The sequence below is a fragment of the Pseudomonas sp. TMW 2.1634 genome, assembly GCF_001703595.1.
Classification (GTDB): domain Bacteria; phylum Pseudomonadota; class Gammaproteobacteria; order Pseudomonadales; family Pseudomonadaceae; genus Aquipseudomonas; species Aquipseudomonas fragi.
This window is the reverse complement of the sequence record NZ_CP016850.1, coordinates 22,923-40,318: the sequence shown is the minus strand read 5'-3', so window position 1 is coordinate 40,318 and position 17,396 is coordinate 22,923. Positions and strand designations below refer to the sequence as shown.

Genomic DNA, 17,396 nt, shown 5'->3' with positions numbered 1-17,396 from the left:
ATGAATCAGATAGCAGCTCGCATCGCCTCCTGGCCTCGGCCGGAAATTGCCAATGGCACCATCGAGGCGCTGAAATGGCTCGCCCTGGTGTTGATGATTGGCGATCACATCAACAAATACCTCTTGAACGACACCGTAGCCTGGCTGTACGACGCTGGCCGCCTGACAATGCCGTTGTTCGTGTTTGTTCTGGCGTACAACCTGGCTCGTCCTGGAGCGCTTGAGAGCGGCGCCTATCGCCGCACCATGATTCGCCTGGCTGTTTTCGGCGCCTTGGCTTCACCGGCATTCCTGGCACTCGGGGGCCTGGTCAACGGTTGGTGGCCGCTGAATATCCTCTTTACCCTAGTTGCAGTGGCCTCCAAAGCATTAAGTGGCTTCAATGTCGCAAGAGCTGTTGCTGTGATCCATCCCGTGCAAGATATCGAGCCTGAATGGATAGCACTATGCCTTAGGTCTCCACTGTCACAACATCTTCTCGGAAGTCGAGCTAATACCACTGTTCAGACGACGATTAACCTGAAGGATCTTCGAGCACTCCCAATTCCTCTCCCTTCAGGGCCCGAGCGCCAAAGGATCGCTGTTGTTATGGGGGCGCTCGATGACCGCATTGCTCTGCTACGTGAAACCAACGGCACCCTGGAAGCCATCGCCCAGGCGCTGTTCAAATCCTGGTTCGTCGATTTCGACCCGGTGCGGGCCAAGGCGGAAGGGCTTGAGCCGGGAGGTATGGACGCGGCCACCGCTGCGCTGTTTCCCGACAGTTTCGAAGAGTCGGGGCTGGGATTGGTGCCGAGGGGGTGGCGGGTTGGCGTGCTCGGTAACGTTGCAGAGACTGCACGCAAGCAGATTCAACCCAACTCAATGACGGTTGATACCTTGTACGTCGGCTTGGAGCACATTCCTCGGCAATCGCTTGGACTCGACAGCTGGGGAACTGCTGACAGATTGGAGAGTGCGAAATCTTGCTTTGAAAAAGGCGATATCCTGTTCGGTAAGTTGCGCCCTTACTTTCACAAAGTTGTGATAGCCCCGTTCGCTGGGGTCTGTTCAACGGATATTCTCGTCTGCAAATCCAAACTGATGAGTTACTACGGATTTGTGGCGATGCACCTATTTAGCGCCGAATTAGTTACATATGCAGACAGGTTATCCAATGGCGCAAAAATGCCGCGTGTGAACTGGAAGGACTTGTCTGATTACGCACTTACGATACCTCCCGTTGAGTTGGTAGCCGCGTTTTCAGATGCGGTGCAGCCTATGTTTGACCAGATAACGGCCAACGTACACCAAGCCCAAACCCTCACCCAACTCCGCGATACCCTACTGCCCCGGCTGATCTCCGGCCAGTTGCGTCTGCCGGAGGCCGAGGTGATGGTCGAGGAAATTTGTGCATGAGCAAGGGAACGATTCCCGCACTGCCAGAGGGCTACGCCGACTGGCTGACTCAGCTGAAAGGCGACATTACTCAAGCCCGGCAGCGGGCGGCGCTGGCCGTCAATGCCGAGTTGGTGCAGCTGTATCACCGCCTCGGTAGCGAGATTCAACAGCGCCAGGAGGCCCATGGCTGGGGTGCCAAGGTCATCGAGCGCCTGGCCCGCGACCTCAAGGATGCTTTTCCGGAGATGAAGGGCTGGTCAGCCAGCAACCTCAAGTACATGCGCTTCTTCGCTCAGCATTGCCCGGATCGCCAATTTGGTCAGCAGCCTGCTGACCAATTGCCCTGGTTCCATGTGGTGACCCTGCTGACCAAGCTGGATAGTCCTGCCGAGCGCGAGTGGTATGCGCAACAAACCGTGCTGCAGGGCTGGTCACGCAGCACGTTGGAACTGAACATCAAGAGCCGTCTGCAGCAACGCCAAGGCTCAGCAGTCACCAACTTTGTCAGCCGCCTGCCCGCCGCGGATTCGGCCTTGGCCCAGGAAACCCTAAAAGATCCGTACCTGTTCGATTTTCTTGGCCTGGGCCATGACGCTCAGGAACGCGAAATCGAAGAAGGGCTGATCCGTCATATCACCCGTTTCTTACTGGAGTTAGGAGCCGGTTTTGCCTTCCTCGGCCGGCAGTTTCGCCTTGAAGTCGGTGGTGATGAATTCTTTATCGACCTGCTGTTCTATCACACTCGGCTCAAGTGCTATGTGGTCGTGGAGCTCAAGGCGACAGCCTTCAAACCCGAACACGCCAGCCAGTTGAATTTCTACCTGGCGGCGGTGGATGCACAGATCAAAGCCGAAGACGACAAACCCACCATCGGTCTGCTCCTGTGCAAACAGCAAAACCGCCTGGTGGCCGAGTACGCGTTGTCGGGTATCGACAAACCCATCGGCGTCGCCGAATACCAATTGCTGCGCGATTTACCCGACACCTTGGGCCGAAATCTGCCGAGCATTGCCGAGATCGAGGCGGAGCTGGCCGGTGAACTGAACACAGGAAGTGAAGTGGAATGACCGAAGACCAATTGGAACAGGAAACCCTCGGCTGGCTGGCAGAGGTGGGCTACACCCACCTGTACGGCCCGACTATCGCCTATGACGGCGAGAGCCCGGAGCGCGACAACTACCGTCAGGTGGTCTTGGTCGAGCGCCTGCGCAGCGCCATGGCCAAACTCAATCCCAAGGTGCCGCTGGCCGCACGCGAAGATGCGCTCAAGCAGGTGCTCGAACTGGGCCTGCCGGTACAGCTGTCGGCCAACCGCTTGTTCCATCGCCTGTTGGTCAGCGGCGTACCGGTGCAGTACCAAAAAGACGGTGAAACCCGAGGCGACTTCGTGCGCCTGATCGACTGGGTTGAGGTGAAAGCCAACGACTGGCTGGCCATCAATCAGTTCAGCATCCAGGGGCCGAAACACACCCGGCGTCCGGACATCATCCTGTTCGTCAATGGCCTGCCGCTGGTACTGCTGGAACTGAAGAACCCGGCCGATGTGAACGCCGACCTGGGCAAAGCCTTCGACCAGATCCAGACCTACAAGGAACAGATCCCGGACCTGTTCCAGTACAACGAAATTCTGGTGATCGCCGACGGCAGCGAGGCGCGCATGGGCTCCTTGTCGGCCGATGCCGAACGCTTCATGAACTGGCGCACTATCGACGGTAAAGATCTTGACCCGCTGGGTCAATTCAACGAGCTGGAGACCCTGGTACGCGGTGCCCTGGCACCGAAGATGCTGCTCGATTACCTGCGCTACTTCGTGCTGTTTGAGGATGACGGCCGGCTGGTAAAGAAGATTGCCGGCTATCACCAATTCCACGCCGTGCGCGCCGCTATCCAACAAGTAGTCAGCGCCTCGCGTCCCGGCGGCAGCCATAAAGGCGGGGTGGTCTGGCACACCCAAGGCTCGGGCAAGAGCATCACCATGACCTGCTTCGCTGCCCGGGTGATGCAGGAAGCCGCGATGGAGAACCCAACCATCGTGGTGATCACCGACCGCAACGACCTGGATGGCCAGTTGTTCGGGGTGTTCTCGCTGTCCCAGGATTTGTTGCGTGAACAACCTGTCCAGGTGGAGTCACGCGGTGACTTGCGCAGCAAACTGGCCAACCGGCCAAGTGGCGGCATTGTCTTCGCCACCATCCAGAAGTTCATGCCGGGGGTGGATGAAGACACCTTCCCGGTGCTGTCCGACCGCGCGAACATCGTGGTCATCGCCGACGAAGCGCACCGCACCCAGTATGGTTTTGGCGCCGAGCTGAAAACCTCGGAGGGGGCACAGTCCGGCGAGAGCCAAACCCGTTACCAGGTGGGCTATGCCCAGCACCTGCGTGATGCACTGCCGAACGCCACTTTCGTGGCCTTTACCGGCACCCCGGTGTCCAGCGAAGACCGTGACACCCGTTCGGTGTTTGGTGAATACATTCACGTCTACGACATGCAGCAGGCCACTGAAGATGGCGCCACCGTCGCTATCTACTATGAATCGCGTCTGGCCAAATTGTCCTTGAAAGACAGCGAGCTGCCCGCGATCGACGATCAGGTCGATGAGCTGGCCGAAGATGAAGAAGACGACCAGCAATCACGCCTGAAAAGCCGTTGGGCCGCCCTGGAAAAGGTGGTCGGGGCCGAGCCTCGGATTCAAAGCGTGGCGGTCGACCTGGTCACCCACTTTGAGGAGCGTAATCAGGGGCTGGTGAGCATGGGGCAGATGCCCGGCAAGGCCATGGTGGTGGGCATGAGTCGCGAGATCTGTGTGCACCTGTACAACGAGATCGTCGCTCTGCGTCCAGAATGGCACGACGAAGATCCGGAGAAAGGCGCGATCAAAGTCATCATGACCGGCAGCGCATCGGACAAGGCCTTGCTGCGACCGCACATCTATTCAGGACAGCTCAAAAAGCGCCTGGAAAAACGCTTCAAGGATCCGCTCGATCCGCTCAAGCTGGTGATCGTCCGTGACATGTGGCTGACCGGCTTCGATGCGCCCTGCGTGCACACCCTGTACGTGGACAAGCCCATGAAGGGCCACAACCTGATGCAGGCCATTGCCCGGGTTAACCGCGTGTTCAAGGACAAGCAGGGCGGCCTGGTGGTCGACTACATCGGTATCGCCAATGAGCTGAAAGCTGCGCTCAAGGAATACACCGGCAGCAAAGGCAAAGGCCGACCGACCGTGGATGCCCATGAAGCCTATTCAGTGCTGGAGGAGAAACTCGACGTCCTGCGCAGCCTACTGCATGGTTTCGACTGCAGCGATTTTCTCACCGGCGGGCACAAGCTGCTCGCCGGGGCCGCCAACCATGTGTTGGGCCTGGAGGACGGCAAGAAGCGCTATGCCGATACTGCATTGGCCATGAGCAAAGCCTTCACCCTGTGCTGCACCTTGGATGAAGCCAAAGCCGTCCGTGAGGAAGTGGCATTCTTCCAGGCGATCAAGGTGATCTTGATCAAACGTGAAGTCAGCGCCAAAAAGAAAACCGACGAAGAGCGCGAGTTGGCCATCCGCCAGATTATCGGCAATGCCGTGGTCTCCGGTGAGGTGGTAGACATTTTCGAGGCAGTCGGCCTGGACAAGCCCAATATCGGCTTGCTCGACGACGCGTTTCTCGCCGAGGTGCGCAATCTTCCCGAGAAGAACCTGGCGGTAGAGCTGTTGGAGCGTCTGCTCGAAGGCGAAATCAAAAGCCGTTACAGCACTAACCTGACCCAGGAGAAGAAGTTCTCCGAACTGCTGGCCAATGTGATTAAACGCTACCAAAACCGCTCCATCGAAACCGCCCAGGTCATTGAGGAACTGATCGAAATGGCCAAGAAGTTCGCCGCCGCGAGCCAGCGTGGCGATGCGCTTGGGCTCAACGATGACGAACTGGCGTTTTACGATGCCTTGGCCAACAACGAGGCCTCGGTGCGCGAACTGGGCGACGAGATCCTGGCCAAAATTGCCCACGAACTGACCGCTAGCCTACGGGCTAATGTCAGCGTCGATTGGAGCAGCCGTGAAAGCGTGAGGGCCAAACTGCGCATTCTGGTACGGCGGATTCTGCGCAAGTACAAGTACCCGCCGGATCAAGCCGAGGAAGCGGCGCAGTTAGTGCTCAACCAGGCGGAAATGCTCTGTGAGGCGTGGCTATAGGCGTGAGCTCATCGAGCCTGTCCGTAGGGGACAGCGAGACAGAAGCATGCGACACCTTTTCTCTGGCAATGAATCTGCCTTAAAAGGTGTCGTATGACTTAGGAATTAAGCGACAAGTCAGGGCGTGGAGCGACAGCAGCTCTCGACCGAGGCTGTGTGAAAACGCATACACCGTTTTGAAGTCTGCGTTGCTACGTAAAATCTGCCAGCGTTTGGGTAGGTCAGCAGACCTGAAATTTGCGTAGGAACGCGATTTTCGTTCCGATTCCGACTGTCAAACTTGCTCTAAAACGTTTTCACACAGCCTGGACCCATAGCTGCCGTTGGCCAAAGGCAGAAATCGGCCCAAAAGCAGTCAGTGAACAGACCAGCCGCCGATGAGTAGCGTCAAACTGCCAATAATGTTATATCGGTAAAAAATCTTTGCCATTTAAAGAGACGAAAATGTCATTTGAGAAAAATCCTGATGGTTTTGACGACTCCAGAACGGCACAGAGACTTCTTAGGCTCTGTACGTAAAGTATTGTCGCAAGCACCGCATAGCGCAGGCCAATGAGACCATCGCCGCAAAACTTGTTGCGAGCTTGTCGAAGCGCGTCACGATGCGACGGTTCTCCTTCAGCCAGCCAAACATGCGTTCGATGATGTTGCGCTGCCGATATTTGGGGCGATCAAAAAGTCGAGGCAATCCTGGCTTGGTTTTGCGCTTCATGCTTCGCAACGGAATGACTGGCTGCATGCGATAACGATCACAATACTGGCGCAGCGCTTCAGCGTCGTAACCCTTGTCAGCCAGCAACCAGCGGCAACGCTTGCGTGGGCGACCGCGCAGGCTGGGTATGCAAGCCTGATCGAGTAGCGGTTGGGCATAGGCTATATCGCTGGCTTGTCCGCCTGACAACAGGAAACGCAGAGGCACACCATTGGCGTCGCACAGCATGTGAATCTTGGTCGTCAGGCCACCCCGGCTGCGCCCGAGCGCGTGGTCTTGCGGTTCTTCAAATCCCCTTTTTTCCCGGCACCTGATGAGGCCCGGGTTGCTCGTACGGCAGTGGAGTCGATCATCCATGTTTCCAAGTCAATCAAACCCTGCTCATTCAATCGGATATGAAGACGCTTGAGCATCTGATCAAAAGCTCCGCAATCACGCCATCCCCGGAACCGTTGATAGATCGTTGACCAAGGGCCGAATCGTTCGGGCATGTCTCGCCAGGCTGCGCCAGAGCAAAGCACCCAGAGAATACCGTTTAGCATCAGGCGATCATCGGCCCGAGGGCGCCCGGTGCGCTGATTTTTGGTGAAGATATCTGCAACCAGATCCCAGGCTGCGTCGGGGAGTTCATACCGCTTTGCCATCTTGGCCTCCTGGCTTTAATGGCGGTGTATTTTACAGAAAATCGTATTTCTTGGGTTTACGTACAGAGCCTAGCACCAATGCTTGAAGTTGCTCAGTATCCAGTTCCATCTCAGAACCGTGGCAAATGCAAGGCTAGTGGAGTTCCGCCCTGGTTAACCGGCGCGCCGGCAGCCATATGCCGCAGCCGTCATGCACCAGCACTTTCATGCGATTGGCGCGGCAGTTGGCGAACAGATAGCCGGTATAATGCGCAAGGGCATGCTTCGCCTTGATATAACTGCCTAGTGGACATATCAATATAGCCCGCCATGTGCGCGCCTCTTTTGCTTAGCGGAAGGTTATGATCGCGACCGGAAGATCTGGATACGTCGACCAGCGCGCTGGTGACTTGGCGGTGCCGGAGTTGGCTGTGCATCCAATCATCAGGTGCCACGTAATGCGTGGCTGATGCGCGCCATGATTGATTGCAATCATGCTGAAATAGTCTTATGTTCAGGTAAAGCCAACACAGCTCAGGAAGGATCCGATGTCTAGCATTTCAAAAATCGCGTTACAGGTGGCGCTTATATTTATGCTGGTGAGTATATGGGCCGTGTGTTCGGGCTGGAAGTACAAGGTGATGTTCTCCCTGTAGAGTATTTATCCTGGCGTAGCACTAAAGTTGTGCCATCGCTAAAAAGTACCCCGGCCTTGTTCGGGGTTTTCTTTGGAAGTGGAAAATGATGGGGATCACTATGCAGCAGCCTCTTTCGAGCGTCGGAGCGGAGGCTGTTTTTGTCCGTAGAAAAATATGCGTACATCGCAAAAGGGCGTGAGCCTGATCAAATCGTTCGAAGGACTCTGGCTCAAGTTCTACCAAGAGTTGCTCGGGGTGTAGATCGCATCGTTGCGCCAGTCGTGAATCTCTTCTTCGTCGAACCGTCTTCAGGTCCGAAGATATACAGCGCGCAATTGGGATGAGTCTATTCGGACATTAGGTGGGCGCCTTCCACTAACTCCGCCGTGACCGGCTGCAACCCAAAGGCAGGGTCTTTTTCTGGCCGTTGATGTCGTGTCTTGGTATTGATGATGGAATATTGCGCGCTCGTAACGCGCTCCGCTGTAGAGCACCGACGCCACGCCCTAGCAGCCAGCAGCACGCACCACCGAACCTCCGTTGTGGGGGCACTATACAGACCGACGCAGCTGTCGCGTTTATAACCCACGAGTAAAGGCGTCTTGCAGAAAAACGCCGATCACGCGGGGCATGGATCGCGACGTTTTTTTCAAATGGGCGTGTAAGTCTGGCACTGGCTTTCTTCACACGCCTGAAGGGGCGCAAGGCATCAGGTTTCATGCGAATGAGTAGGTACTTTCCTACACCATCACCACTTAATGTGTAATCATTTGCGTCTTTTTAACGTCGAGCGCTGCCTCATTTTCAGAATCTGGGTGGCTAAGACGCACCGAGTCTCAGCGAGCAAGATGATATTTTTTCGCTGGAGGAGCGTTGGCTGCATGCCGTTCTGAATGAGAAAGTCTGAATTTTATTTAATGTGAAACGTGGAAAGTACGCTTCCCGTGCGTGAGCGCGCGCACTAAGTGTACTTAAGCAACTGAAGGGAATGGGTTGAGCAATGTCTAAAAAAGTTGCAGTGGTAGCGGCATCCTGTCGTTTTCCGGGTGCCGATGAACGCACTTTTTGGCCAGCCTTATTGCACGGCCGCAATCTCATCACTGAAGCCGATACCAGTCGATGGTCGCACGCTGAGTTCCTTCATCCGGACAAGGCAAATCCAGGCACGGCGTATACCTTCGCCGCAGGTACGCTCGGCGATATTTCCGGTTTTGATGCCGGTTTTTTCAACATTTCGCCGCGCGAAGCCGGCAGCATGGACCCGCAGCAACGCATCCTGCTGGAAATGGCCTGGGAACTATTTGAGAACGCCGGTATAAAACCTTCCAGCCTGCGCGGCAGTGACTGCGGGGTTTATCTGGGGGTGGCTAGTGTCGACTACGGCTATCGCTTAGCTGAGGACATGGCCGCCATCGATGCAGGCTCTGCTACTGGTAACACGTCCAGCATTGTCGCCAATCGGTTGTCCTACTTCTATGACTTGCGCGGCCCAAGCATGTCTATCGATACCGCGTGTTCATCCTCGCTGGTAGCGTTCCACCAAGCGTGCCAGGCGATCAGCAATGGTGACATCAACCAGGCAGTTACGGGCGGAATCAGCTTACATTTGCACCCGTTCGGCTTTCTGGTGTTCTCCAAAGCCTCGATGCTGTCACGAACCGGCCAATGCCATGTCTTCGATGCGTCGGCAGATGGCTACGTGCGGTCCGAGGGGGGCGGGTTGTTTTTGCTCAAGGACTACGACCAGGCCGTGGCGGATGGCAACCCGATTCTGGCGATCGTTGCCGGCAGCGCGGTCAACACCGACGGACGCAAATCCAGCCTGACGCTGCCGAGCGCTGAGGCGCAAATCAATCTGATCCAAAGCGCATACACCAAGGCGGGCATCAGTGCCGACCAGATCGATTATCTGGAAGCGCATGGCACAGGGACCCCGGTGGGTGACCCTATCGAGACATTGGCGATTGGCAAGGCCCTCGCCTTGCAGCGGCGCACACCGTTGCCAATTGGTTCGGTGAAAAGCAACCTGGGTCATTTGGAGGCTGCTTCGGGCGTAGCTGGGTTGGCCAAGGCATTACTGACGCTGGTACACCGTCAGATTCCGGCCACGATCGGCATCAAACAGCTCAACCCAGCTATTGCGTTCGATGAGCTGAACCTGGACGTGGTGACTGAAAATCGTGCCTTGAAGCCTGAAGGTGAATTGGTCGTGGGGGTTAATTCGTTTGGTTTCGGCGGGGCCAACGCCCACGTTATCCTGCGCAGCTACGAACCTGCACAGGTGCTTCCCGGCAACGCTGTGCCGATCAAAGTACCGTTGATGCTCAGTGCCAAAGACTCAACCGGTCTCGTCGCCAATGCCCAGCTGTTCGCCGAGCACCTGGTGTTGCATCCTGCTCACGGGCTATACAGTACCGCTTACCACGCCATGCTGCGCCGGGATCATCACGCGCTGCGCCTAGTCGTAATCTCGGCACAGGCTGATGAAGCAGCCCAGGCATTGGTAGATTTCGCCGCCGACCCGACGTTGAACAAGCTGTCTTCGGTCATCGAGTCCGGCCGTGCACTGGAGTATGCCAGTGTGCCCGTGTGGGTGTTCTCCGGGAACGGCTCGCAATGGCAAGGTATGGGCAAGTCGCTGCTCACTCATGCCACGTTTGCCGCGGCGGTCGCCGAGGTCGATACGTTCTTCGTGCCGCTGGCGGGCTATTCACTGGCGGCAGAGCTGGCAGGCGAATTGGGGGAAGAGCGCTATGCGTTGACCGAGTTCGCCCAGCCAGCATTGTTTGCCCTGCAAGTCGGCATAGTGCGCATGCTTGAAAAACGCGGTCTTCAACCCGCTGGCGTCATGGGCCATAGCGTCGGCGAAGTGGCCGCAGCATGGGCCTGTGGAGCGTTGACATTGGCTGACGCGACCCTGGTTATTTACCAACGCAGTCGCCTGCAAGGCCTCACCCGCGGCCATGGCCAAATGGCCGCTGTGGGCCTGGCTGCCGAGCAAGTCAGCCTATTGATCGATAGCCTCGGCTTGGAGGGGCAACTGGTTGTCGCCGCCGAAAACAGCTTCAAAGGCTCCACCATTGCCGGTCCCGTCGCAGCGCTTGAGCAAATCGAAGCGCTATTGACCGAGCGTCAAGTGTTCGTGCGTCGCCTTGCGCTGGATTACGCCTTCCACTCGCCTGCCATGAATCCGATTCAGCAGCCCCTGATCCAGGCACTGTCGGCCATCACGCCGCAAACCAGCCGGGTTCCTTTTTATTCGACGGTCACAGGTGGCGTGCTGGCAGGCGAAGCCCTCGCGGCCGAGTATTGGTGGCAGAACATCCGGCATCCGGTGCTGTTCCAGAGCGCGAGTCGGGCCGCGGTAGAACAGGGCTTCAACGTGTTTGTCGATATCGGCCCGCACCCGATCCTGCGTAGTTATGTCTTGGATGAGCTCAACAGGCATGAGCGCCCCGGCGTCGTTATTGAAACCCTGTTACGTGATGATCACAGTCAAGTGCTGATCGACCGTACCCTGGCCAAGCTGTTGATCGCGGGTATCGAACCGCAATGGAGCGCGCTCTTCCCTGTGGTCGGTCGCCAAGTACGTCTGCCCAATTATGCGTGGCAGCGCGAGCGTCACTGGCATCCGACTACACCCGAGGCGCTCGGTGCACTTTTCCGCGAGCGAGTACACCCACTGCTCGGCTATGTCGTGCCTAACCAGGCGTTGCTCTGGGAAAATCGTCTGGACACTGCGCTGTTTCCGACGCTGGCAGACCACAAGGTCGGCGACTCGGTCCTGTTTCCAGGCGCAGGCTTCACCGAGCTTGCGCTGGCCGCAGCGCTGCAGTATCAACCCGGTATCTTCGTCGACATTGAAGAGTTGGAGATTCACAGCCCGCTGATCCTCAGTGCCGAGCACAGTAAGAAGGTGCGGGTCCGGATTGATGACAGTGACGGAACCTTGCAGGTGACCTCGCGCAGTACCGGCGAAGCCGACGCGTGGGTCCAGCATGTCGTGGCGCGGTTGCCCGGTGAAGCGCGCGGTGTCATGTTGGATGTTCAGGCACCGATGCTTCCGGCGCGTCGCGTGGACTTCACTCGCGACGGACACCTGCAACTGACGCAAGGCGTTGGCTTGAACTATGGTCCGGCCTATCAGGCGGTCGAGGACGGCTGGATCGAAAATGCCACAGTGCTTGCGCGCTTGAGCGTACCGGCGAGCATTGAGGCGGAAATGGGTGCGCTCAATCTCCATCCCGCCCTGCTCGACAGTGCGTTTCAGTTGATCACCCAGTTGCTCGCCAATGAGCCGGGGCTACGCCGTGGCCTGGCGTTCATTCCAGTCAAACTGGGGCGCATAGCCTTTGCCGTCGATGCCGGTGTTGCCGTTCTGGCCAAGGTCGAATTGGTCAAGGCGTCCGAGCATTCCCTGCTCGCTGATTTCAGTTTGTTCGATTCCGACGGCCGCGCCGTGGTCGTCATCAAGAACGCGCGCTTTCGCGGCGTGCGATTGCAGCGTGATCGTCAGGGAGATGTCAAACGCGTCGATACCGTGGGCATTGCCAAGCCTTTGCACGGCGCTGTTGGCCCAGGTGTCGGGAACCCGATCGCTCTATTCGAGTCGTTGCAGCGCGCAGTGTCCGGTCTTGCCGACGAGCCGCGACTGGCCCGTTATGTTAATGAAGTCGATCCGCTGCTGGACAGCCTTTGCGATGCCTTCTTCTGCGAGGCAGTTGCCAAGCTCGGCGGCGCGATCAGCGTTGCCCAGCGCGACGCATGGTCTGCCCACAGCCCGACGCACGGCCACTTCATTGATCGCCTGTTGATGCACGGGGTGGTGAGTGGCAGCTTGCAGGTCAGTTGTGATGGTGGTTGGCAACTGGCCGGCCCGCTTGCGCAGCCTTCGGCGCAGATCATCTGGCAGGCCTTGCAAAGCAGCTACCCGGAACACTTCCAGATCATCCATTCGGTCGGCCGCATCGGCACGCATTTGGCGGCTTTGCTCAAGGGTGAGATCGCGCTGCAAGACTTGACTCCCCGTGAAACCTCGCGCGCTGCGCTGGCTCGCCTGGTCCTCGGGGCCACGGGTTATCACTCGATGCTCAACGGTGTCGGCGAGTTTATCGCGCTGCGTTTGCAAAGCCTTGCGGCAGGGCAGCGCCTGCGCATTCTGGAACTGGGTTTTAGCGCGAGTCCGCTGGCGGTAACGTTGTATCAGACCTTGGATTTCGACCGGGTCGATTATCACTATTGCGCCGACGACATCGAGGCGGTGGAGTGGCTGCAGGCCGAGTTCCCGGCCCTGAAGGTCTCCATGTTCAACGATGCACGGCAACAGGCTGAGCGCCAGTATCAGCGATTCGACCTGATTTTGGCGCCGACCGACCTGGCACCTCTGGATCGCATAAGCCAGGCCCTGCAGTTCGCATCTGGCTGCGTGAGCGACGACGCACAGGTCTTGCTGCTGGCTCAGCAGCCGTCTACTTGGGCCGATCTGGTATTTGCTGCTCAGCCTGATTGGTGGTTGGTCGCCGAGGGCCAGGCTGCGCTGGCAGCGCATCAGCGGCCAGCTTTCTGGACGCAGGAGCTGCAGCGCCATGGGTTGCAGTGCATGCAGCCGCTGGAGTTTGCGCCGGGCACCGCCTGCGGCAGCTACCTGATCGTCGCCACTGGTAGCGCCCAGCCGTTGCCCGCTGTCTACCATGCGACACAGGAGTGGTTGCTGCTGGCGAGCAACGATGGCACCGATGCGGAGTTGGCTCAAGCACTGACTGATGCCTTGCGTGCCCAGGGCCAAAGTGTGTCGCTGCTGCAACCGCAGGCGCTCGACGCAATGTCGGCGCCGGCACAAATTGTCATGCTGGCCGGTTTGGGCCATTCCGCCGGGCTCGACGCGCAAGCCGAGCGTTGCATGCTCGCGGCGAATCTCAGTCAGGCCTGTGAAGCCCGTGGCATCAATCCCAACCTATGGTTGTTGACACACGGCGCTGCCTCCCATCTGTTGGGCGCCGATGCTGTATCGCTCGATATTGCCGATGCTGCCTTGTGGGGCTTTGGCCGTACCTTGGCCAACGAAAGCACGCACGCACGGGTTCGTTTGCTAGACATCCCGCATGCGCTTGGCGCTGCGCTCCTTGCCCAAGCCCTGCTGGCCGGCGATGAGGAAACTGAAATGGCGCTTGATGTACACGGGCAACGTTTCGTCCCGCGCCTGCGCCTGCGGCCGGGCCATTGGCAGGACGGCAACCGCTGCGAGGCGCTTAGCGCTGCGCGCTTGGGCTTTGATCTGCCGGGGCAGTTGCGCAATTTGCGTTGGGAGTCACGGCCACTGCCCGTTCCCGCAGCTGATGAGCTGGACATTGACGTCAAAGCCACTGGGCTGAACTTTCGCGATGTCATGTACGCGCTGGGCTTGTTGTCAGACGAGGCGATTGAGAACGGCTTCTCCGGCCCGACCCTGGGTTTTGAATTCGCCGGCACCGTACGCGGCAAAGGCGCCGACGTAGAAGGCGACTTTGCTGTGGGTGACCGCGTGGTGGGTTTTGGCCCCTGCAGCTTTTCGACGTCGCTGGTGACGAATGCGAATGCGGTGGCGCGCATTCCGCAAGGCATGTCTTTTGAAGCGGCAGCGACCATCCCTAGCACGTTCTTTACCGTGTACTACGCTCTGCACCATTTGGCGCGCCTGGAACCTGGAGAAAAAATCCTGATACACGGCGCTGCCGGCGGCGTTGGGATTGCGGCGATCCAGGTTGCCCGGTGGTGCGGTGCCGAGATCTATGCCACGGCCGGGTCAGATGAGAAGCGCGACTTCCTGCGGCTGATGGGCGTGGAGCATATCTTTGATTCGCGTTCGCTGTCCTACGCCGACCAAATCATGGCAGTAACCGATGGGCGCGGTGTGGATGTGGTGCTCAATTCGCTTGCCGGGGAAGCGATCAATCGCAACTTCCAGGTGCTCAAGCCCTTCGGCCGTTTCCTTGAGCTGGGCAAGCGTGATTTCTACCAGAACACCAAGATTGGCCTGCGGCCGTTCCGCAACAACATCAGCTATTTCGGCATTGATGCCGATCAACTGATGAGCGAGCGTCCGCAACTGACCCGTCGCCTCTTTGCAGACATGATGGCATTGTTCGCTCAAGGTGTGCTCAGCCCGTTGCCGTACCATGAGTTCGATGCCAATGACGTCGAGCAAGCGTTCCGTTACATGCAGCAGGCCCGTCAGATCGGCAAAGTAGTGGTGACGTATCGCAACCCACTTCACTCCGTGGTGCAGCCACGTGTGGAGGTCACATCAGGTCTGCAGTTGAACCCCGATGCCAGCTACCTGGTAACCGGTGGCCTGGGTGGTTTCGGCCTGCGCACCGCACAGTGGCTGGTGGAGAAGGGCGCACGTCACCTGGTGTTGCTAAGCCGTCGCGGTGCTTCCAGCGAAGAGGCGCAACCGATGCTGGCCGCCTGGCGTGAAACCGGAATCGACGTGCAGGCGCTCGCCTGCGATCTGACCGAGGCCGCGCAATTGGCTGAAGTCTTCAGTGAGCTGGCCAGGGGGCCGTACCCGCTGCGTGGCGTTGTACACGCCGCAACGGTCATCGACGACGGCTTGATCCGTAACCTGGACCAGTCTCAGGTGCAGCGCGTGCTCGCGCCAAAGGCAATGGGCGCACAGCACCTCGATTCGCTGACCCGCGACCTTCCGTTGGATTTCTTCGTCATGTATTCCTCGGCAACCACCCTGTTCGGTAACCCAGGCCAGGCTAGCTACGTGGCGGCTAATCACTGGCTCGAAGCCTTGGCACGCCGTCGGCTGGCACTGGGGCTCCCGGCCACTGTGGTGCTGTGGGGCCCGATTGACGACGCAGGGTTTCTGGCGCGCAACGAAGACATCAAGCAAGCGTTGCAGAGCCGCATGGGCGGGTCCGCGTTGAAAACCCATGAAGCGCTGCAAAACCTTGAGCAGATGCTCATCTATAAACGTTCCGGGCTTGGCATTCTGGAGCTGGACTGGAAAGCCCTTTCGCGTTTCCTCCCCAGCGCCCAAGCGCCCAAGTTCAGCGAGCTCGCTTCTCTGGACGGGGTGGAGGCGGACGCTGAAAGTGCAGACGATATCCGGCAACTGCTGCAATTGGATGACGAGGCCTTGCGTGAAGCCTTCGGCGAACTGCTCAAGCAAGAGATCAGCGAGATTCTGCGCCTGCCCGTCAGTCGCTTGGACAGTCAGCGCCCTTTGCAGGAACTGGGGCTGGACTCCTTGATGAGTGTGGAGTTGGTGGTCGCCGTCGAAGAACGTTTTGGTGTGCGCCTGGCAGTGATGGAACTCAGCGAGTCATCGAGTATCGACAAGCTTACCGTGCGCCTCATCGAGTTGGTGCGCGGTAATTCGCACACTCAACAAGCCGATCAGCACGCCATGGCGCGCGACACACTGGCTAGACACGGCGTTGAGTTAAGCGCCGAACAGGCTGCCCAATTATCCGAAGCAGGCAATGACCGATCAATTGATTAAGGACCACGGCATGAGCAGCGAACCGCCTTCCACACTGGCCGCTTCTATGAAAGACAAGTTGATCCAGCAGGCCCTTGAACGACGCCTGCGTGGCGCCGGGGAGGGAGTGGCCGGGCCGTCACTGCAGAGTGTGCAGGCGGCTGCGGCGGCGGTGCCGGAACAGTTTTACCGGTTTGATCAACACCCGGCTTATCTGCAACTGCGCGTGATGCTGCAAAGCGCCACGCACATGGGGCTAGTCAATCCGTTCTTCAAACTGCACGAAAGCCTCGCCGGTGCGCAGACCGATATCGGAGGCCAGCGTTACGTCAATTTCGCCAGCTACAACTATCTTGGGTACTCCGGGCATCCGGAAGTTGCCAGCGCTGCGCGGGAAGCGATCGATTGCTATGGCACGTCGGTCTCGGCCAGCCGTGCGGTCTCGGGCGAGCGCCCGTTGCATCGGGAGTTGGAGCAGGCCATCGCCGCACTGTATGAGGTTGACGATGCGATAACCTTTGTCAGCGGGCATGCGACCAACGTCACCACCATCGGCTACCTGTTTGGTCCGCGGGATTTGATCGTGCACGATGAGCTGATCCACAACAGCGTGCTGCAGGGCATAAAACTGTCCGGTGCTCGTCGCTTGAGTTTTGCCCACAACGACTGGCAAGCGCTGGATCGGTTACTGGGCGAACAGCGTCAGCATTTCGAGCGCGTGTTAGTGGTGCTTGAGGGCATCTACAGCATGGACGGTGATTACCCGGATCTACCGCGCTTCGTAGAGATAAAGCAGCGTCACCGGGCGTTCCTGATGGTCGACGAGGCTCACTCGCTGGGTGTGATGGGCGCTACCGGCAAGGGTATTCGCGAACACTACGGGTTGGCGGGCACCGATGTCGATATCTGGATGGGCACCTTGAGTAAAACCCTCTCCAGCTGTGGCGGTTACATCGCAGGCGAAACGGCGCTGGTGCAACACCTGAAATTTTTGGCGCCGGGCTTTCTCTACAGTGTCGGTATGCCGCCTTCTGTGGCTGCAGCAGCGTTGGCCGCGCTGCGGCGTATGGCCGTCGATCACGACCGGGTGCAAGCATTGCAGGCGCGTGGCCAACAGTTTTTGCGCCTGGCCCGCGAGGCAGGGCTGGATGTCGCGACCAGCACAGGGCTGGCGGTGATTCCGGTGATCACCGGTAGTTCACTCAAAGCTACGCAGCTGTCCAGTGCATTGTTCTGCCGGGGAATCAATGCTCAGCCGATTCTGTACCCAGCGGTGCCGGAAAAAACCGCGCGAGTCAGGTTCTTTATCTCGTGTGAGCATACTGAGCAAGAAATTGCCGAGACGGTCGCAATCGTCGCCGAGGAATTGGCGCGATTGTAGGAT

At 58.3% G+C, this 17,396-nt stretch carries 7 protein-coding genes and 1 pseudogene; 5 read left to right on the top strand and 3 right to left on the bottom strand.

Going from position 1 to position 17,396, the window contains the following annotated elements; all coding sequences use genetic code 11:
• Genes BFC21_RS26475 through BFC21_RS26465 form a run of 3 tightly spaced genes read left to right on the top strand, consistent with a single transcriptional unit; the run spans position 1 to position 5,566 of the window.
• Complete coding sequence (locus BFC21_RS26475; RefSeq protein WP_120266770.1) at positions 1-1,398, top strand: TraX family protein; 1,398 nt, start codon at positions 1-3, stop codon at positions 1,396-1,398.
• Positions 1,395-2,447, top strand: coding sequence for a YhcG family protein (locus BFC21_RS26470; protein ID WP_120266769.1), 1,053 nt, complete (start codon positions 1,395-1,397; stop codon positions 2,445-2,447). The genes BFC21_RS26475 and BFC21_RS26470 overlap by 4 nt, the downstream gene beginning before the upstream one ends.
• On the top strand, positions 2,444-5,566 hold the full coding sequence (locus tag BFC21_RS26465) for a type I restriction endonuclease subunit R (RefSeq protein ID WP_120266768.1): 3,123 nt from the start codon (positions 2,444-2,446) through the stop codon (positions 5,564-5,566). The genes BFC21_RS26470 and BFC21_RS26465 overlap by 4 nt, the downstream gene beginning before the upstream one ends.
• Before the next feature lie 502 nt (positions 5,567-6,068).
• Here the strand turns inward: BFC21_RS26465 and BFC21_RS26460 are convergent.
• The 3 genes and pseudogenes from BFC21_RS26460 to BFC21_RS27905 form a co-directional block, all read right to left on the bottom strand.
• Positions 6,069-6,922, bottom strand: a protein-coding gene (locus BFC21_RS26460; protein ID WP_086005488.1) for an IS5 family transposase whose coding sequence is annotated in 2 segments (ribosomal slippage) — positions 6,069-6,578 and positions 6,581-6,922 — 852 coding nt in all. Because the reading frame shifts where the segments join, the coding sequence is not laid out codon by codon here.
• A 133-nt stretch (positions 6,923-7,055) separates the two neighbouring features.
• Positions 7,056-7,130 carry a hypothetical protein gene (locus tag BFC21_RS27910; RefSeq protein ID WP_371914969.1) on the bottom strand — a complete coding sequence of 25 codons (75 nt, stop codon included), beginning with the start codon at positions 7,128-7,130 and terminating at the stop codon, positions 7,056-7,058.
• Between the two features lie 657 nt (positions 7,131-7,787).
• Positions 7,788-8,128: pseudogene (locus BFC21_RS27905) on the bottom strand (TrmH family RNA methyltransferase); the annotation flags it as partial.
• 411 nt (positions 8,129-8,539) lie between these two features.
• Here BFC21_RS27905 and BFC21_RS26445 point away from each other — a divergent pair.
• Entirely contained in the window at positions 8,540-16,033 is a 7,494-nt protein-coding gene (locus BFC21_RS26445) for a type I polyketide synthase (protein WP_120266767.1), read from the top strand.
• Positions 16,034-16,043: 10 nt separating this feature from the next.
• Positions 16,044-17,393 carry an aminotransferase class I/II-fold pyridoxal phosphate-dependent enzyme gene (locus BFC21_RS26440; protein WP_120266766.1) on the top strand — a complete coding sequence of 450 codons (1,350 nt, stop codon included), beginning with the start codon at positions 16,044-16,046 and terminating at the stop codon, positions 17,391-17,393.
• The last annotated feature ends 3 nt before the right edge of the window (positions 17,394-17,396 follow it).